General features: G+C 50.6%; 12 protein-coding genes. 5 read left to right on the top strand and 7 right to left on the bottom strand.

Annotation, left to right across the window (positions count from 1 at the left end; all coding sequences use genetic code 11):
- The first annotated feature begins 6 nt into the window (after positions 1-6).
- The gene (locus tag T360_RS0102800; RefSeq protein WP_197019259.1) at positions 7-384 is read left to right on the top strand and encodes a DUF4834 family protein; all 378 of its coding nucleotides are present in this window, start codon (positions 7-9) and stop codon (positions 382-384) included.
- Here T360_RS0102800 and pyrH read toward each other — a convergent pair.
- Positions 381-1091 carry a UMP kinase gene (gene pyrH / locus T360_RS0102795; RefSeq protein WP_028911450.1) on the bottom strand — a complete coding sequence of 237 codons (711 nt, stop codon included), beginning with the start codon at positions 1089-1091 and terminating at the stop codon, positions 381-383. The two genes, T360_RS0102800 and pyrH, sit on opposite strands and share 4 nt — an antisense overlap.
- A gap of 39 nt (positions 1092-1130) precedes the next feature.
- Positions 1131-1844 (bottom strand): biotin--[acetyl-CoA-carboxylase] ligase, encoded by a 714-nt coding sequence (locus tag T360_RS0102790; RefSeq protein ID WP_036928672.1) that lies wholly within the window; start codon positions 1842-1844, stop codon positions 1131-1133.
- 41 nt (positions 1845-1885) lie between these two features.
- Between T360_RS0102790 and T360_RS0102785 the strand changes: the two genes are divergently transcribed.
- Positions 1886-2338 (top strand): nucleoside deaminase, encoded by a 453-nt coding sequence (locus T360_RS0102785; RefSeq protein WP_028911448.1) that lies wholly within the window; start codon positions 1886-1888, stop codon positions 2336-2338.
- A gap of 100 nt (positions 2339-2438) precedes the next feature.
- Here T360_RS0102785 and T360_RS0102780 read toward each other — a convergent pair whose 3' ends face one another.
- The 5 genes from T360_RS0102780 to T360_RS0102755 all read right to left on the bottom strand — a co-directional run bounded on the left by T360_RS0102780 (position 2439) and on the right by T360_RS0102755 (position 13220).
- Positions 2439-3929 carry a RagB/SusD family nutrient uptake outer membrane protein gene (locus T360_RS0102780; protein ID WP_028911447.1) on the bottom strand — a complete coding sequence of 497 codons (1491 nt, stop codon included), beginning with the start codon at positions 3927-3929 and terminating at the stop codon, positions 2439-2441.
- Between the two features lie 28 nt (positions 3930-3957).
- The gene (locus T360_RS0102775; protein WP_028911446.1) at positions 3958-7149 is read right to left on the bottom strand and encodes a TonB-dependent receptor; all 3192 of its coding nucleotides are present in this window, start codon (positions 7147-7149) and stop codon (positions 3958-3960) included.
- Between the two features lie 431 nt (positions 7150-7580).
- The gene (locus T360_RS0102765) at positions 7581-8450 is read right to left on the bottom strand and encodes a hypothetical protein (RefSeq protein ID WP_155949369.1); all 870 of its coding nucleotides are present in this window, start codon (positions 8448-8450) and stop codon (positions 7581-7583) included.
- 22 nt (positions 8451-8472) lie between these two features.
- Positions 8473-10014 (bottom strand): RagB/SusD family nutrient uptake outer membrane protein, encoded by a 1542-nt coding sequence (locus tag T360_RS0102760; RefSeq protein ID WP_028911444.1) that lies wholly within the window; start codon positions 10012-10014, stop codon positions 8473-8475.
- 38 nt (positions 10015-10052) lie between these two features.
- Positions 10053-13220: a TonB-dependent receptor gene (locus T360_RS0102755; protein ID WP_036928669.1), complete on the bottom strand. Its 3168-nt coding sequence runs from the start codon at positions 13218-13220 to the stop codon at positions 10053-10055.
- Between the two features lie 429 nt (positions 13221-13649).
- Here T360_RS0102755 and T360_RS0102750 point away from each other — a divergent pair, with 429 nt between their 5' ends.
- The 3 genes from T360_RS0102750 to T360_RS0102740 are packed head-to-tail and all read left to right on the top strand — an operon-like array spanning position 13650 to position 18662.
- Positions 13650-14612 carry a hypothetical protein gene (locus tag T360_RS0102750; protein ID WP_028911442.1) on the top strand — a complete coding sequence of 321 codons (963 nt, stop codon included), beginning with the start codon at positions 13650-13652 and terminating at the stop codon, positions 14610-14612.
- Positions 14613-14646: 34 nt separating this feature from the next.
- Positions 14647-17634 (top strand): hypothetical protein, encoded by a 2988-nt coding sequence (locus T360_RS0102745; RefSeq protein ID WP_155949368.1) that lies wholly within the window; start codon positions 14647-14649, stop codon positions 17632-17634.
- Positions 17634-18662, top strand: a complete 1029-nt coding sequence (locus tag T360_RS0102740) for a PrsW family glutamic-type intramembrane protease (protein WP_028911440.1) — start codon at positions 17634-17636, stop codon at positions 18660-18662. Before T360_RS0102745 ends, T360_RS0102740 begins: the two co-directional genes overlap by 1 nt.
- The last annotated feature ends 2 nt before the right edge of the window (positions 18663-18664 follow it).

Here is an 18664-nt window from a genome sequence, read left to right as displayed (position 1 = left end):
CTTATCATGAAAACGTTAGTAACCTTTGTTGTGTTTGGAATCATCGCTATAGCCATCATTGCCATTATTGTGATAAATGTCATGTACCACAACATGAAGCGTATGCGCGAGAATGTTGAGGACTTTATCTATCGTCGTGGACGCTATCGCTATGAAGCTAGGGAGAAGAATCCCTTTGGCGACGACTATTTCAAGAGCGCTAGAACCAGCGCTAAAACTGGCAATAGAAATACACGAACCACTTCAGCCGGCGAAGACGGAAAACAACAAACCACCCGTAGAACAACTACGAGTGGTGGTGTAACAATTATCGACGAGCGCCCTGAAGATAAGAAGATTTTTGAAAAGGGCGACGACGAATACGTAGAATTCGAGGAGGTTTAATTATGCACTAGCGTGCCAATCTGCTCGCCATCCATTACCTTTTTCAGATTGCCAACTACGTCCATGTTGAATACGTAGATAGGCAGGTTGTTGTCCTGACACATGCAGATAGCTGTCAGGTCCATTACCTTCAGTCCGCGTGCCAGCACCTCTTTGTAGGTGATATCCTCAAACTTAGTAGCTGTGAGGTCTTTTTCCGGGTCAGCAGTGTAGATTCCATCCACGCGTGTACCCTTCAGCATCACGTCGGCCTCAATCTCAATGCCGCGCAAACTTGAACCAGTGTCGGTGGTGAAGTAGGGCGAACCTGTGCCTGCAGAGAAGATGCACACGTAGCCAGCTTCCATAGCCTCGATGGCTTTCCACTTGGTGTAGAACTCGCCGATAGGTTCCATGCGGATGGCTGTCAGTACTTTATTTTTTACGCCCACTGCACCCAGTGCTGAGCTCAAGGCTAGCGAGTTGATGACAGTGGCACACATGCCCATCTGGTCGCCCTTCACACGGTCGAAACCTTTCTGTGAACCGCTCAGGCCGCGGAAGATGTTGCCGCCACCTATCACGATACCAATCTGTACGCCCATGCCAGCTATCTCCTTAATCTGATTGGCATAGTCACTCAGTCGCTCAGGGTCAATGCCGTAGCCCTGATTTCCCATCAGGCTCTCGCCTGAGAGCTTCAACAGAATTCTCTTAAATCTTGCCATAATTATCAATTTTCAATTATAATTTTTAATTTTCAATCTTCAATTTTCAATAATAAAAGTTACTTCTTTGAATGCAAATAGTCGGGGCACGCCCTGCTCGTCTTGCAGCATCAGTCGTCCCTCGTCGTTCACGCCCACGATGGTGGCCATAAATCGGTTGCCGTTGGCCATGAAGGGGTGCAGCCCCTTTTGTCTGTACAGGCGGTGCATGTAGTCAAGATGTATGCGCTTGTTGTCGGCAGCGTGCTGCAGCTTGTTCAGAAAGCTTGCCAGCAGTTCATCGCGGTCTGTGTCGCGGCCTGTCAGTTGTTTGATAGATACGGGGTTGGGGGCATCGCTCAGAAATTCCGTTTGATTCACGTTCAGTCCGATGCCAATCACGCAGTCTCTGATGCGTCGTCCTTCGAGCCTGTTTTCGATGAGCACGCCGCAGATTTTCTTGTCGCCCACGTAGATATCGTTGGGCCATTTTATTTCCACGGGCTTATCGATAAGCGGTTCCAGCGTGTTGCACAGAGCCACGGATACCATTTGGGTGATGATGAATTGTGTGCGTGCCGACACTTTCTTGGGGTGAACCAGTACCGACATCAGGAGATTCTTGCCTCGCTCGCTCTCCCACGAATTCTGCCCACATCCCTTGCCGGCCGTTTGATAATCGGCCACTACAACCATCTCGTCCTCGCCATTTTCCTTCATCCAGCGGTTGGTCGAGTCGGTCTCGTCGATGTGAACAATTTTAAAATTCATCATTCTGTGTGCAAAGATACAAAAAATATTCGTATCTTTGTACCATGATAGACGAAATACAGAAAAAAAAAGATGAGCGTTTCATGCAGATGGCGCTCGATGAGGCTCATTTGGCCTTAGAGGCGGGTGAGATTCCCATTGGTGCTGTGGTGGTATGTAAGGATAGGGTAGTGTCGCGTGCACACAACCTCACAGAGACGCTTTGCGATGTGACGGCTCATGCCGAGATGCAGGCCATCACGGCTGCTGCCAACACACTGGGTGGCAAGTATCTCACGGAGTGCACACTCTACGTCACGGTAGAGCCCTGCACCATGTGTGCCGGTGCCATTGGTTGGGCACAGATTCCGCGCATTGTGTATGGTGCGGCTGACGACAAGCGTGGCTACCATCTGCTGGCTCCCGCCGCCTTTCATCCCAAGGCTCTGGTCTCTACGGGCGTGCTCGAAACCGAGTGCCGCGAACTGATGCAGAACTTTTTCAAATCCAAGCGCTGATTATATATTGTAGCACTGCGGTTCGCTATAGCATAAAAAATCGCGGAGTTGCCCACCAAAGCAACTCCGCGATTTTTATATTGATGATATTGGATGACGATTAGGGGTTCTGCTCGCTATCCTTGATGTGTGAGTTCTCCTGCATCTCCGACTGTGGAATCTGGTAGGTCCAAGCGGGGTCGAGAGCGGGGATGGTGTGCAGACTACCAGCTAGGTGGTTGCTGCCAGGGTAGTTACGATCGATACCCTTGTTGTTACGCTTCAGGTCGAAGTAAGCAAATCCCTCGCCCCAGAGCTCGATGCGGCGCTGCAGCAGTACATCGTCAACAGATACCGAAGTCTCGTTCCAGCTTGGCTGACGGTTCTGCATGAGCTCCTTCATCACAGCGGCAGCCTCGGTGTTCTTACCCTGGCGAGCCAGTGCCTCGGCCTCGATCAGTACCATCTCGGCAGCACGCATGTAGATATAGTCCATGGTCCAGCTACCGTCGTTACCAAACTTCAGGTTGGCGTAAGGTAGGCGTGCACCAGCTGTGGGCTGAGTCTTGTCGCCAGCAGGACCGTTGAAGAGTGCCTTACGGTAGTCGTCGTCGGCAATCTGGTTGTACAGGCGTGCGTCGATCAGTTTCGAGCAGTAGCTCAGTCCGGCATAGCCAGGAGCCAGGTTCGAGATGTGTGAGAAGTATGATGCATAAGCTGTCTGAGTTTCGGTAGTGTGGTTGAAGCCCCACATCACGTCGCTGGCAGTTACATCCATAAATCCGTCCTTCAGTTCCTTAGCCGAGCGCTGTGCGTAGTCGGCGCGTGCAGCCTTGGCTGTAGCAGCAGCCTTGTCCCACTGCTGGGTGAGCAGATAGAAGCGTGCCAGCAGACCCTGAGCCACGCTCAAGTCGATATAAGCCTTTCCGCTCTCGGTGTTCGGACGCTTGTAGCCTTCGCTCAGGTTCTCAACAGCTGCTGTGAGGTCCTTCTCTGCCTGGTCGAGCACTGCACCAACGGTGTTACGACCCTTCAGGGCGTCGAGCTCATCGAGTGTGTAGCCATCGGCAGTAGTGAGAATCAGAGGCACACCAGCAGCCTCGCGGTTGATGGTGCCGTTGGCGTTCATATAGGTCTGGAAAATCTGTACCAGGTAAGCGTAGGCATTACCACGGATGGCCAGAGCCTGACCCAGCAGTCCCTTCTCGTCGGCAGTCTTACCGCCCTCGGGATAGAGTCCGATAATCTCGTTGGCCTTAGCGATGTCGGTGTAGTGGAAAGCCCACTCCTCGCTTGTACGACGGTAGTTGTACATGCGGTTGTCGAAATCGTAGTCGTAGCAGAAGTAGTGGAAGGCATTCACGGCGATGTCCTCGCTCATCATGTCCTTAGCCAGGAGTGATGACATCAGTCCGAATGAATCGTGATATCCCTGGTATTCTACCTGCCATGACCACATGCCGTTGAGGAATACGTCGGGATTGCGTCCGGCGGCCTCACCAGCAGTCTCTGTGTCGAGATGACGTGTATAGTCTGTATCAAGATAGTCGCTACCGCAAGAGGCAAGTGCCAGGGTGAGCAGACTCATTGACATATATTTCAAAACTTTCATAATTACTTTCTTTTTTTATTGTGGATGATTAGAATGCAACGTTCAAACCTACAGAGTAAGAGCTGAGGGCAGAGTAGCCGGCATACTGGTTGTAACCGCTGAAGCTGTAGCGTGGGTCGAAGCCCTTGCGCTTAGACTTGAGCCAGATGTTGTCGCCAGTGAGGTAAACGCGTACGTTGCTGATGCCGGCACGTGTGAGCCACTTCTTAGGCAGTGTGTAGCCCAGTGTTACGTTGCGCAGGCTGAAGTAGTCGCCCTTGGTCAGGAAGTAATCAGATGAACTGTCGATACCAGCGTTCTGGTCGCCGAAGTTCAGTGCAGGAATGTTGCTTGTGGTGTTGGTGGCAGTCCAGCGGTTCAGCATGTCCTTGTGGAAGTTCTCACCGTTGTCGCCAGCGTTCATCAGGGTAGCATACTGAGCATCCCATGCCCAGCCACCCAATTGGAAGGCTGTAGAAACTGTCAGGTCGAAACCGTAGGCTGTAACTGTGGTAGAGAGACCTCCTGTCACGTCGGGGATAGCGCTCTTGCCTGTCTGACGCAGTGTAGCCTCAGATGCAGAGTTTACAATCTCAATGCTCTTTACAACCTCGTTGCCCTTAGCATCGCGAACCACGTTGCCGTTCTCATCGGTCTCGTAAGTATAGTGATTGTACTGTGGCTTACCAGTCTCAGCATCAACGCCTACGTACTCGTAGCGATACCAGTCGTAGAGACTGCCGCCGAGCTTACGCCAGTAGCGTCCAGCCTGATAACCGTTGGGGAACTCAGAAGCAGGTTTGCTCTCAGGCAGTTTGGTAAGCTCGTTCTTGTAGTGAGTAAGGTTGAGTGATGCATTCCAAGTCAGAGTGTTATTCTTGATGATGTCGCCGCTGATTTCGATTTCGAAACCAGTGTTCTTCATGTTCATCTCGTTGCGCCAGATGTAGCTTGGCTTACCCTCAGATGCAGCGAGTGGGCTCTGATAGAGCATGTCGCGTGTTTCCTTGATGAAGAAGTCGAAGCCGATGTTCAGGCGGTTCCAGAGCTGAGCCTCGAAACCAGCGTTGAAGTTGCGGCTCTTTTCCCATGTTACGTTTGGATTACCGCGCAGCCACTTGCTGAATGCAGCAGCACCATCCACACGGTTCACCTCATAGAGGTCGCTGTAAACGTGAATCAGGTCCAGTCCGTTCTCGTCCAGCAGGTGGTCGTTACCCTGTGTACCGTAGCTGGCCTTGAGTTTCAGGCTGTTCAGCCATTTCACGTCCTTCATAAACTCCTCCTCGTTCAGGCGCCATGAACCACCTACTGCCCAGAATGTACCCCAGCGGTTGTCCTTGTGGAAGCGTGAGCTGCCATCACGACGGATGCTGGCTGTGAAATAGTACTTGTCAGCAAAGTTGTACTCACCCTTCAGGAAGTAACCCTCCAGAGCATACTCCCAAGAGTAGCTGGTCATCTCCTGGTACTGGGCAGCGTTAGCAAACTCAGGGTTGGTGGGATCAGAGAACTGCGTCATTTCACCATAGAAGTAGCGATACTTGTCGTTCTTGTTCTCATGACCGAGCAAAACGTGCACGTTGTGATCGCCTGCAAATGTATGGTTCCAGTCCATCAGCTGGTTCACGTTCAGGGCACCCTTGCGGTAAACCTCCTTGTAGCCACGTCCACCTACGCTCAGCGCGTCGCCGCCGATGGGAGTCATCAGCTCGGTGTACCAACCATTGTAAACGTCGTAAGCTACGTTGGCAGTGAACTTGAAGTCGTTGAGGAATGTCCACTCGAAATAGCCACGCGAGCTTACGTTGTCGCGTTCGTTGCGCTGTACGTTAGCTTCGGCAGCAGCCAGAGGGTTCTGCTCAGCACCGTAAGGACGTGTGTATTGTGTACCCCAGTCGTACTGGCGCTCACCATTGTCGTCGAGCCACAGGCTTCCGTCTTCCTTATATAAATAAATAGGATAGATGGGAGCGATGTTCTGCGAGAACATAAAGATGTTAGAGTAGTTTCCCTGAGTGTCACCGAAAGTTTTATAGTCGGTGTGCGAGTAAGCGATGTTACCACCCACACGGATGGCCTTACCGATGTTCTGGTCGAACTTCACTCGGCCGTTGTAGCGGTCGAAGCCCGACCCCTTCATGTAACCCTCATCCTTCAGGTAGCCCAGAGATGCGAACACCTTGGTGTTCTCGGTACCTGATGTGATAGTGGCATTATATTCCTGACGAACTCCATGCTTGAATGGGTCCTTGTTCCAGTCGTCGTTCCACTTGCGCTGTGTAGCAGCAGGGTTAATCTTGCCTGTTGCAGGGTCAATCAGCTGGTTGTCGGCCACACCCTTGAATACGTTATACTTCAGGTTGCCGTCAATCAGGTGCTCAGCTGCATACTTAGATGCACCCTCCATTCCCATCTGGTCAACCAGACTGTTGCGATATGACTCGTACATCATTTCGTAATACTGACCAGCGTCGGTAAGTACGTCGTATGTGGGCACGCCACGGGTGTTGAAACCATAGCGGGCATCAAAGGTGATGTTCACCTTACCTGTCTTACCACTCTTTGTGGTAATCATGATTACACCGTTAGAACCGCGCGCACCATACATAGAGTTGGCAGCAGCGTCCTTCAGGATGGTCATGGTCTCGATATCCTGTGTGGGGATAGAGTTGAGCGACATCTCGTAAGGCACACCGTCAACCACGATCAGTGGCTGCTGGCTGGCGCTGATAGAACCGATACCACGGATGCGGATCTGTGCGTCGGCACCAGGCGTACCGTTGGTAGATGCAATCTGCACACCTGCAGCAGCACCTTCCAGTGCCTTACCCAGGTTGCTCACCTGCATCTTCTCCAGCTTGTCGCCCTTCACGGTAGCGGCTGAACCGGTGAACGATGATTTCTTCTGTGTGCCGTAGGCCACTACGATTACCTCGTCGATTGTGGTTGCATCGGGTTTCAGGGAGATGCGCATACCGTCCTTAGCCTTCACAATCACTTTTTCAAAACCCAGGTAAGAAATCTCTAACTGATTCTTACCCTCAGGCAGTACGATACTGAACTGACCATCAATGTCGGCTGCCACACCGATAGTGGTACCTACCACTTTTACGGCTGCACCAATCAGGGGCTCGCCGTCCTCCTGCGAGAGTACCGTACCAGAAACTTTCGTTTGAGCCAGCACCGCACCTACGCAAAGGAACAGGCTAGCGAAAAACAACGTTAGTCTTTTTTTCATAAATCTCTCTTTAAATATTACTTTTATTATATATATTATCAATCTCTTCTCTATCTATTCTCTCTTACGGCGCATGTTTATAATTTTTTTATGCAAATTTGCGCCAATTTGTCACTAACGGGGTGCAAAAGTAGTGCATATTGTTGTAAAAAGCAAATAAATTTATTAAAAATGTTTAGAATTACCCTATTTTTTAACATCTATTTATGATTTTTGTTGGTTTTGGTCAACATGAAAGTAGTTTTGTGGTTCTTCTTACACTTTTTATTCAAAAATCTGTTTTTCGCTATTAAATTGTTATTCGTGATTTGCCAGGCGTCGCGATTCGCGAAAATGGCAATCCCCCCGCAGTTCTATCTCAGAACCAGCGAGGGGATCTCGGTTTATTTAAAGAGAGATTGATTAAATTCTCTTATCTTGGATATTAACCATTATGGAAGGGTGATGACAACGATACCATCCTTCTGAGTCTGGTTCCAACCGCCCAAACCATCAATGTAATAGTAAGGAGCTAACTGAACGGTCTTGTCATTGAGGAACTTGCTGTGCTGCCAGTGCTCAGCTGCGTTCAGATCACTGAAGTCTGAAGCGTGGTGAGCATAGATAGGCTGAGCCTTGTCGCCATCATAGTTCTGACCTGTGAACCACGCATCCCAGAAAATGAGACCATTCTCTACCCAGAACTCGATGTATGGAGCAGACCATGTGGCAGTCCATGAGTCAGCTGCAGCAGCAGGGCTGGTGCGATAATCCTCCAGTGGAGCCATCACGCGGTAGCGATCAAAGCCCTGAGCCTTCATGATCTCAGGCTCACTCTCCATACCGAAGAAGTTGTCAACGAATGTACCCTTGCCCAGTGATACCCACTCGTAAGCCTTCGAGCACTTGATAGTGGTGGCAGTGATAGCACCGATAGAAGCGTCGGCATCTGCTAGAGTGAGTGTCAGAGTTCCTGCTACACCAACCTCCAGTGGAGAGATGTTAACCTGAACGGTTGTCTTATTCTCGCCGGCAGCGAAGTTGAAGTTTGATACGGTTACACCTGAAATAGTGGTTGTTCCACTCTTCAGGACAGCGTTTACAGTACCTGTAGCTGCCTGAGCAGTGTTGCCACGAACAATCTCTACGTCGAATACAGGGTTGGATGCAGGAACCTCCACTGTTGACAGTGTAGAAGCAGTGAATGATACGCCTGCATTATCCTGATTGTTGTAGATGGCACCCTCTACGTCCTTGTTACAAGAAGTGAAAAGGGCGGCGGCTACGATAGCCAATCCGAAAATTTTCTTGCTAATTCTCATAATCTTATCTTATTTTAGAGGGTTATTTTTTGTCACCTTCAGGATTCTGGTCGGCCTCGAGAGTCATGTTCTCGTTTCCGTCGAACTCAGCCTGTGGAATAGTAAGCACGTTCATGAAAGCCTCAGGATCGTCGGTAGGACGTGTAGCCAGCAGAGCGGCAGCAGGCCAGCCCTGAGCAGCTGTACGGCGGAAGCCCTGCTTCAGGCGCTTCAGTGTGTACATACGTCCGTCCTCACCCCAGAGTTCAATACGGCGCTGGATCAGGATTTCCTCGAGCAGTGAACCTGTTTCGTCAGCAGTAGCTGATGTTGCACCCAGTGCAGTACCAGTCTTGTCGCAGGTGTATTTTGCGTCGCGCTGTTTCATTACAGCCATCAGGTCTTCTTTGGCAGCGGCCTCCTCGCCCAGACGGCACTCAGCCTCGGCAGCGGTGAGATACATCTCTTCTACGCGCATGAATACGTAGTCACCCATCCAAGTAGCAACGTCGGTGAACTTGAACTTCTCCTGCAGGAGTCCTGCGTTTGTCTTGCCAGCCACCCACCAGTCGCGGCGCTGGTCGGTTTCGTTCATCTTAGCATAGAGTTCCTTGTTGATGCACTTTGGAGCAGATGAACCATACTTGTCGGCCTCGAAGTCCATGTGAGAGTAGAAGCTGGCGTACATACCAACCTGGTCGGCGATAATCTCAGCACCCCACATGACGTTGGCTGCATTAGCGTTGTTCATACCGGTGAAGCTCTTAGCGGGCAGCACGCTGCATCCGCTAGCCTCGATGGCAGCCTTGGCAGCTGTTTTAGCTGTCTGCCAATCGTTCTCTACCAGAGCGATACGAGCCTGAATACCCAGTGCTACAGCATAGCTGATGTGTGATGGGTTCTTCTGCTCTGTGCCCTTCAGCAACTCAACGGCCTTCTTGATATCACTGTCAATCTGAGCGTAAACCTCAGCGTTGGTAGCGCGTGGCTGACCCTTTGTCTGAGGAGTCGTTGGCTCAGTATAGATAGGTACACACTTCTCGCTCTCGTGGCCCTTCAGTGTGCGAGCGAACCACTGCGACAGCATGAAGTAGCTGTAAGCACGGATGGCGTAGGCCTGACCGATGGCGTAGTTTACCTCAGCAGGAGTACCTTCCATGGTTTCCTCGGCAGCGATGATATAGTTGGCGTTAGCAATCCAAGTGTAGTAGGCGAACCACAGATCGTAGCTGCGCCATGAACTTGATGCGTAGCGGCTCTTAACGTTGTAGAGGCAGTCGTACCAAAACCAACCAGAACCAGATGCACCCATGATGTGGTCTTCTCCCATTACCTCGGCACCCAGATTGTAGGCTGTGATACCAAAGCACTGGTGTGTGTTACCAGTTGTTGACCATCCTGAGGTGTACATCTCGCGATAGATACCGTTCAGGGCAACCAGTGCGGCATTGCCGTTGGCCAGCAGACCCTGTCCAGACATTTGTCTTGTAGGTGCTGTCTCGATGCGTTCTTCAGAACAAGAGGTGGTCAACACCATGCTACCAGCCAGCAGACCTACGAAAGTATATTTGAATATATTTTTCATATTTTCTATTCTTTATTATATTGTTCGACAGTCTTTAATTAGAATTTAACCTCGAAACCTACAGTCCAGGTCTTGTTAGGTACGTATGAATAGTCAACACCACCAGAGAAGTTGTACTGAGGATCCATACCGTCCAGATGTGTGAAGAGGGCGAGGTTATCTACAGATGCGAATACACGTACGTTGCTCAAACCAGCCTTTGTCATGATGCTCTTGGGCAGAGTATAGCCCAGAGTGATATTCTTGATGGCGAAGTAAGAAGCGTCTACGAGGTAGCGATCCAGATAAGAAGCGCGGCTTCCGTTGATCTCGATACGTGGCACGTCGGTGATGTCACCAGGCTTCTGCCAGCGGCGCAGCGAGTTGGTGTGCCATGTGTCAGTAGCGTAAGCGATGTTCATTGCGCCTGAGTAGAGGCTCTCATAAATCTTACCGCCGATAGAGTAGGTGGTCAGAACAGAGAGGTCGATTCCCTTGTAGCTCAGGTTGGTAGAAACGCTACCATAGAGATCAGGGATACGGCTGCCCAGATAGTACTTGCAGGCGTTGGCTACGCTGTAGTCAGAAGTGATATAGTCGGTACCAGGCTTGCGATTGCCGTTCTCGTCCTTCTCATAAGCCCAGTAGAGCTGTGCACCTGTGGCAGGATCTACACCTGCACTCTTAGATACATAATATGTACGCAGAGGCATACCCTCCTTGATAACGCGGGCACCACTTACAATCTCAGGGCTCTCGGCTGTGAGCTTCAGCACTTTGTTGCTTACGGTAGAACCCATGAAGGTGATATCCCAACGGAAGTCGCCACGACGGAATGGTGCTACGGTCAGCTCGGCCTCGAGACCGGTGTTGCGCATGTCACCTACGTTAGCGTTGTAACCCTTGAAACCAGTAGAGAGGGCCATTGGGTAGTTGAGCAGCATGTCGGTGGTCTTCTTGTTGTAGTACTCCAAGCTGAAGCGTACCAGACCCTCAAGCAGTGTGCCCTCCAAACCGATGTTCAGGTTCTTGTTTTTCTCCCAAGAGAGGTCTTTGGTCTCCAGTGTAGATGTTACGGCACCGATGTTGTTGCCGTTGTTCCATCCCAGAGAATACAGAGCCTGCCACAGATAGTAGTTTGAGTAACCATCGTCGTCCAGGATGTCGTCGTTACCCTGCTCACCATAAGAAACCTTCAGCGAGAGGTTGTCAACCCACTTCACGTCCTTCATGAAGTTCTCCTTAGAGATACGCCAGTTAGCACCTACTGACCAGAATGTGCCAGTCCAGTTCTCCTTGAAGAAGCGTGAAGAAGCATCTGAACGAAGAGAAGCTGAAACGTAGTACTTGTCGTCGTAGTTATAGTTTACGCGGCTCAGCAGTGAGTTGATGCGATAGTTGTCTGTGTAAGAGTCGGCCTCATACATGTTGGCAGCAGGAGCCAGCTCATAGATACCCTCTACAAGGTTTGTCTTACCAGCGGTGAGATATTCCATCTTGTAAGCATAGAACTCATGACCGGCCATTACGTCGAGGTTGTGCTTGCCGAACGAGCGGTTCCATGTGAGCAGCTGGTTGAAGGTGTAGCTCTGAGTGCGGTAGTTATACTTCTGCAGTAAACCGCCGGCAGTAGCCTGGTTACCATGGTGCATGTTCATATAGCGCATGCGGTAGCGGCTGTTGTAGTCGAGACCGAAATTAACGGCCAGTTTTAGACCCTGCAGCCATCCTGCGTTAGCATTGTCGGTGCCCAGTACGATACCTGTACGTACACCTGCTGCGTCGCGCTTGTTTTCAGCCTTATCGTCAACAAGACCTCCCAGAGGGTTGTAGTCGTTGTATGAACCAGGACGCTTCACGGCATTGTCACCGTAGTCAAGCTGAGGATTGCCAGCTTCGTCGAGTACGTTGTTACCATTCAGGTCCTTTACGTACATTGGGAACAGAGGAGATACGAACTGAGCAGAGTACCATACGTTAGAAGTAGATGTTCCATCGTAGTCGCTGAAGTTCGAAATAGAATGAGCCAGACTGGTGTTCAAGTTGGCTGAGAACCAGTCGGTAACCTTAGTATCCACGTTTACGCGTGCGGTGTAGCGCTGGAAGGCGGTAGTCTTCAGCAATCCTTCCTCGTTCAGGTAGCCAAGAGACATCAGATACTTAGTTTTCTCAGTACCACCATTGATGTTGAGCTGATGCTCATGACGGAAGGCGTTGTTGCGCTTCACTGCGTCGAGCCAGTCCTCGTTCCATGCAGCCTGTGCATCGGCACGAACCTGACCAGTTGCTGGGTCGATAATCTGATCCCATGTATAGTTCTTGAATGGGTTGTAAACCTCACCACCGAGGTTGCCCGACAGCTGACTGCTGGCGTAAGCCTCACCCTCGGCCCAGCTCATACCATTGCTGAAGATGGCCTCGTTGCGAAGTCCTTCGTATGTAAGCTGAACGAAATCTTTCTGATTAACCAGGCTGTAGCGAGGGATAGCGCGGCTTGACCAACCGGCTGTAGAGCGCCATGTGACCTGAGCCTTACCTTCCTTACCTTTCTTGGTGGTAATCATGATTACACCGTTAGCTCCACGAGCGCCATACAGAGCACCAGCAGAAGCATCCTTCAGTACGGTCATGCTCTCGATATCGCTTGGGTTCAGTGAGCTCAGTGCACCGTCGTAAGGAATACCATCCACTACGTACAGAGGGCTTGAGCTTGCGTTGATTGAACCGAAACCACGGATACGAATTGAAGGATCAGAACCAGGCTGACCAGAAGCTGATGACATCTGTACACCTGATACGTTACCCTCAAGGCCCTTGGTTACGTTAGAAATAGGACGAAGCTCGAGCTTCTCGCTATTTACGTTCTGGGCTGAACCTGTGAAAGATGATTTCTTGGCTGTACCATAAGCCACAACCACTACTTCATCTACCATCTGTGCGTCGGCCTTCAGGAAAACGCGCATGCCATTCTTGGCCTTTACGGTTTTACTCTCGTAACCCAGATAGCTGATTTCCAGCTGATCCTTACCTGTAGGAAGGGCTACATTGAAACGACCGTTCACGTCGGTGAGCATACCTGTACTGGTACCAACTACCTTAACGGCAGCACCGATGATGGGCTGACCGTCTTCTTGTGAGAGTACTGTACCAGAAACCTTGGTCTGAGCCAGCGCTGCTCCTACACAAAGGAACAAGCTGACGAAAAACAACGTTAGTCTTTTTTTCATAAAATTCTCTCTCTTTTGTTAATTATAAAATTATTAAAAATATGTTATTTATCTCTTTATGGTGACGCAGATTGATAGTTAATTTGCTGATTTTGCGCCAAATTGTTACTTACAAGGTGCAAAAATAGCGTATATTGTTTTAATTCGCAAATAAAATTATTAAAAATATGCAGAAAGGCCATATTTTTTAACGTCTATTCACAAAACCTATTGATTTTGGTCAATATGAAAGTGGTTTTCGTGTTTAAACTTACATATTGGTGACAAAGTTACACTTTTGCTGATAGATTGATATTAGTATTTTTAATATATATAATGTGCATATTGAGAACTGGTTAAATATAAAAATGGTATTTTTTAAAAAAAACTTGCGTCGTAAGAAATAATTGCTTATATTTGCAGCCGTATAATCTAAAACAAAAATCTATTATGAAAAAAAAATTGTTAATTATCCTAAGTGTTGCAGCAGTAGTCGTTGTTGCTGGATTTGTGTTGTCGAATTTTATCAATTGGCCCGTTGACGTAAGTAAGACCGAGGGCGACATTGGCAAGGTTGACCGTTTTTCTCGCGTAGATAAGGTTGAGGAGTTATCTAATGTGGAAGAGTTGCTGAAGACCGATTCGGCTTACCAGGAAGCGATGGTGATGTCTTATGCTTTGATGCAGTTACGCTCTGAGCAGTTTGCCAGTCTGGTTGATCTGTCGAACCAGGTGGCTGGCAAGATTCCCGAGTATGCACCGCTGATTCAGAAGATGAATGGGATTGGCAAAATGGTTAACAATGTGAATGCACAGCTGAACGGTGTTGGCAAGCAAATGGAAAAAGCTCTGAGTGGTGAGGAATGCCCCGAACTGACACAGAACACCATCAATGCCTCGCTGGCCTACACCCAGCTGCAGAAGCAGAATGCACTGGCTAACCAGTTTATCGAGACTACCGACAAGTATCTGGCCAATGCCAAGGGTAGCGACCAGTTGAAGCTGGTGCGCGACCAGTGGGTTGACTATCAGAAACTGACCGCTGCTATCGAAGGCAATAAAGAAAGTGCAAAGGCACTTGACGAAAAGGGCTACCTGCTGACATCCGAAAAGGCTGATGCTGCACTCGGTGCCCATGCCGATGCTACACAGAAGGTGATGCGCCTGAACACAATGATTTGCAATAAGCTCAATTTGAGTACTAATCTGAATATGGTACTTGCTGGGCGTGTTACAAATAGCGAGAAACTGGGCATTTTCTGTAACAGTGAAAAACTGAATGTGTACTTCTTGAATACAGCCCTGATGAGTCAGGCTAACGCTGCTTTGAATTTGAAACTGCCCAACCAGCTTAATGGCTTTATCAATTATACGGCTTTGGGTAAGCAGCCTGTTCCTCCTATCCAAAAATAAAAATAGAACTCACAATACGGTGTACAATCAGAGTATGTTTAAACGTATTGTTTTGTTGATACTGATTCTGCTCCCGATGTTGACTCAGGGGCAGAATCAGACTTATTTCCAGTATCGTACCGACGAAGCTACACTGGTGTTCTTCGATAAGAACCTGTCGCGCTACATGCCTCACATGATGCGCAACTTTCAGTTGGGCAAGGCGTTGCATCAGCAGATATGGACCACCGACTCGGTATATCAGCCCGAACCACCATTGCTGTTGCTGACCGACTGGGAAGACGATGGTAACGGTGGCGTTACCCCGCTGCCGCGATCGTTGATACAGATTGGTATGGCACCGTTCAACATGTCGTACTATGTGGCGCCGTCGGGCGAGCGATACCGTCAGCTGTTTAAGCATGAGTACACCCACACCGTGATGACCGATAAATACAATCTGTGCGACAAGCACTGGCGCAGTTTGTTTGGTACGAAGGTGTGTACGGATAATACCCAACCCATTTCGGCCCTGTGGAGCTATCTGTGCGTGCCGCGCTGGTATGCCCCCCGCTGGTATCACGAGGGTATCGCCTGTTTTATGGAAACATGGCTTGGCGGAGGAGTAGGGCGCGCACTCGGTGGCTACGACGAGATGTATTTTCGCAGTATCATTGCCGATGGCGAAAAACTCTTCTCGGTGGTGGGACTCGAAACCGAAGGCTCTACCATGGACTTCCAGGTGGGGGCCAACGCCTATCTGTATGGTACGCGATTTGTGAACTATCTCACCAAAAACTACGGTTACGACAAACTGATTGCCTTTTACAATCGCACGGCCGACAGTCGCACGTTCTTCGGCAGTCAGTTTAAGAAAATCTACGGTCAGTCGCTGCGCAAGGTGTGGGACGACTGGAAGCTGGACGAGCAACGCCATCAGCAGGCCAATCTGGCTGCCATCCGGCAGTATCCCGTTACACCCACAACGCCCGTCACACCCAAGCCGCTGGGCTCGGTAGCGCCGCTGGTGTACGACTCTGTGAGCAATAAAGCCTACACCGCCCTTAATACCCCAGGTAAGTTGGCTCAAATCGCTGAAATCGACATGGCCACAGGCGAGCTGCGAAAACTGCACAACCTGAATGGCCCCACACTCTACGATCCTGCCTTCGTGGCGCTCGACACCCGCCATCAGCGCGTTATCTATACCACCAACAATGGTAAATGGCGCGGACTGGAGGTGTACGACCTGCAGCAGAACCGTGTGGTGAAGCGCAAGAATTACCAGCGTATCGGCAACATCGTTTATGATAACACGCACGACTGCCTGTACGGATTGCTCTCAAACGGCGGCACACAAACGGTGGTGCGCTTGGATAGCAATCTGGAGAACATCGAGCCCATCTATGCATTCCCGTTTGGCGTGAGTGTGTTTGATGTTGATGTGAGTCACGATGGCACCTGGCTGTCGATGACCCGACAGGGCGACAACGGCGAACACACCCTGTTGCTGTTTAACCTTCAGGAGTTTGAACAGGCCATTTACAAACCGGTAGAACTGGTGACGTGGCGCGATACCAACCTGGGGCAGTTCCGCTTTTCGCTCGACGATCAGTATCTCGTGGGCAGTAGCTACTATACCGGTGTGTCGAACCTCTGGCAAATCAACATCGCCACCCGGCAGATGGAGATGCTTACCAATGCCAGCATCGGAATGTTTGCTCCGCTCGAAATACAGCCGGGGCAGCTGCTGGCGCTGCAGTTTGAGCGCGACGGTATGCGACCGGTAACACTGAAACGCCAGGTGGTGACCGATGCCAATGCTATACAGCTGTATGGTCAGGCGGCCTACGAGCAGAACCGCGACGCACTCGAACAGGTGGGCTTGCTGCACGACTCGCTGCCCAGAATCGAGTTTGGCGATGTTTACAACCATATCACCCCCTACCATGTGCTCAAGGAGATGCGCTTTGCAGGGGCTTATCCCACCATCTCAGGCTTTACCGATGCCGACAGCTGGAATCATGTTACACCGGTGCTGGGTTACCGATTGGCGGTGAACGATCCCGTGGGACTGAGCAGTATCAGGCTCTCGCTAGGTGTATCGCCATGGAGCAATAACCCCTGGAAAAACCGTTTGCATGCCGACCTGGAGTGGCAGTACTACTTCTGGAAACTCAGGGCGGCTTGGAACCACACCGACTTTTACGACCTGTTCGGTCCGAGACGTACCAGTCGTAAGGGTTATACGGTGGGGCTGTCCTACGATTACACGAATAGTATGATAAGCCCCTATACCCGTGAGTGGGGATTCTCGGTGGATGCCTATGGCGACATGGATGCACTGCCCATGTATCAGGAGATAGCGGTGAACGACGTGAAATCGCTGCAGACAGCATCGATCTACGGCAAAGTATCCAAACTGCGCAAGTCACTTGGCGGGGTGATGGACGAGCAGGGCTACCAGCTTGGCATCAGCGGCTATGGCTATCTGGCTGGCGGCACATTCTATCCATCCATCGAAGCCACAGGCGATTTCGGTACGTTGGTGCCGTTCGACCGCAACACATCCTTCTGGCTGCGTACGGCTGCCGGGCATAACTTCGGCGATGCCCAATCGGTGTTCGGCAATACCTATCTGGGCGGATTCCGCAATAACCGTGTGGACTATCGCGATGCTTTCCAATATCGCACTGCGCTGGCCATGCCCGGTGCCGACATCGATGCCATTCAGGCCCACTCGTATGCCAAAGCCACTACCGAGCTGAACCTGCGCCCCATCCGACTGAACAACTTCGGCGCCCTGTTCTGTTATCCCACGTGGATACAGTGCTCGCTTTTCGGTACAGGCTTGTCGGCCTGGAATCCCGGTTCCAAGCATCAGATGTATTATAGTGCAGGCCTACAGCTGAGCACCGAACTGGTGTTTGTGAACTATCTGAAGACGACACTCTCGGTAGGTTTCGGCCACCTGTTTGCCCCCGAGGGGTTTGCTGGCGGCAGGCATGGCAACGAGTTAATGATATCCTTAAAATTACTATAATGCAGTTTGTAGCTTCGCTATTACCTATTATAATATATATACTGGTAGTTTACAAGATTGATCATTTCGCACTTGTAAACAAGCGTAGGCTACTGCAGTTGGTGGTGGGTGGCATGCTCATGGCACTGGTGTGTTTTGGCTTGTTCAACTGGCTGGATGGGGTGCTGCCCGATGGCTTGCACCCGGTAGTAGAGGAGGGGGTGAAGGCTGTGCCGCTACTGGTGCTGGCAGGGCGCAAGCGTATGGTGTTCTTTATCGATAGCGTTATCTGTGGTGCTGCTGTGGGTGGCGGGTTCTCTATTCTCGAAAACCTGTTCTATCTGGTGCTGGGGCAGGATGCTGGCTTGGGCACCATGCTGTTCCGTGGGTTGGAGGTGGCACTTGTGCACATTGGTTGCAGTGCCGTGGTGGCTGCTGGCTTGGTGCTGGTGGTGCGACAAACGGAGCGATGGCGCTCGCGACTGGGGGTAAAGCCGTTTGATGTGGTGATGACCTTCCTGCTGCTGGTGGCTGCCGTTGCTGCGCACGTGTGCCATAACCATCTGCATTTCAATCCTGTCATGCAGTTTGTAAGTGTATTGGGCGTGATGGGTGGTCTGCTGGCATGGACCTACTTCTACGATGTGGATATGATTCACCGCTGGCTCGACAGCGGGCTCGACGAGCAGATACAGCTGTTTCAGTCCATCCGTAGCGGGCAGTTGATCCATACGTCAACAGGTGCTTTCCTCGAATCGGTCAAGGCTTCGTTTCCGCCATTGGTCTATTTTGATATCATCTGCTACGTGCGCCTGCATGCCGAACTGTCGGTAACGGCCAAGGTGCGCTTCCTGATGCGCGAGGCGGGTATGCTGTCGCCATTGGGCGAGCAGGAGCGCCAACAGGTGCTGGTGAAATACCAGGAGTTTAAGCAGATGGAAAAAAATATGGGCGCATCGGCCATGCTGACCATTGCGCCCGTAGTGAAGTTGCATCCGGCAGATGTGTATGCCTTTCGCAATCTGCTTAGCGAGTGTAGTATTGATTAATC

This window comes from Prevotella sp. MA2016 (genome assembly GCF_000619825.1).
Taxonomy (GTDB): Bacteria; Bacteroidota; Bacteroidia; order Bacteroidales; family Bacteroidaceae; genus Prevotella.
The sequence above is the reverse complement of the archived record's forward strand: the minus strand, read 5'-3'. Positions and strand labels throughout refer to the sequence as shown.

Coding starts and splice junctions, on each gene's coding strand:
- T360_RS0102740 (WP_028911440.1), top strand. CDS start 17,634: ATGCAGTTTGTAGCTTCGCTATTACCTATTATAATATATATACTGGTA.
- T360_RS0102775 (WP_028911446.1), bottom strand. CDS start 7,149: ATGAAAAAAAGACTAACGTTGTTTTTCGCTAGCCTGTTCCTTTGCGTA.
- T360_RS0102750 (WP_028911442.1), top strand. CDS start 13,650: ATGAAAAAAAAATTGTTAATTATCCTAAGTGTTGCAGCAGTAGTCGTT.
- T360_RS0102765 (WP_155949369.1), bottom strand. CDS start 8,450: ATGAGAATTAGCAAGAAAATTTTCGGATTGGCTATCGTAGCCGCCGCC.
- T360_RS0102790 (WP_036928672.1), bottom strand. CDS start 1,844: ATGATGAATTTTAAAATTGTTCACATCGACGAGACCGACTCGACCAAC.
- T360_RS0102785 (WP_028911448.1), top strand. CDS start 1,886: ATGATAGACGAAATACAGAAAAAAAAAGATGAGCGTTTCATGCAGATG.
- pyrH (WP_028911450.1), bottom strand. CDS start 1,091: ATGGCAAGATTTAAGAGAATTCTGTTGAAGCTCTCAGGCGAGAGCCTG.
- T360_RS0102745 (WP_155949368.1), top strand. CDS start 14,647: ATGTTTAAACGTATTGTTTTGTTGATACTGATTCTGCTCCCGATGTTG.
- T360_RS0102800 (WP_197019259.1), top strand. CDS start 7: ATGAAAACGTTAGTAACCTTTGTTGTGTTTGGAATCATCGCTATAGCC.
- T360_RS0102760 (WP_028911444.1), bottom strand. CDS start 10,014: ATGAAAAATATATTCAAATATACTTTCGTAGGTCTGCTGGCTGGTAGC.
- T360_RS0102755 (WP_036928669.1), bottom strand. CDS start 13,220: ATGAAAAAAAGACTAACGTTGTTTTTCGTCAGCTTGTTCCTTTGTGTA.
- T360_RS0102780 (WP_028911447.1), bottom strand. CDS start 3,929: ATGAAAGTTTTGAAATATATGTCAATGAGTCTGCTCACCCTGGCACTT.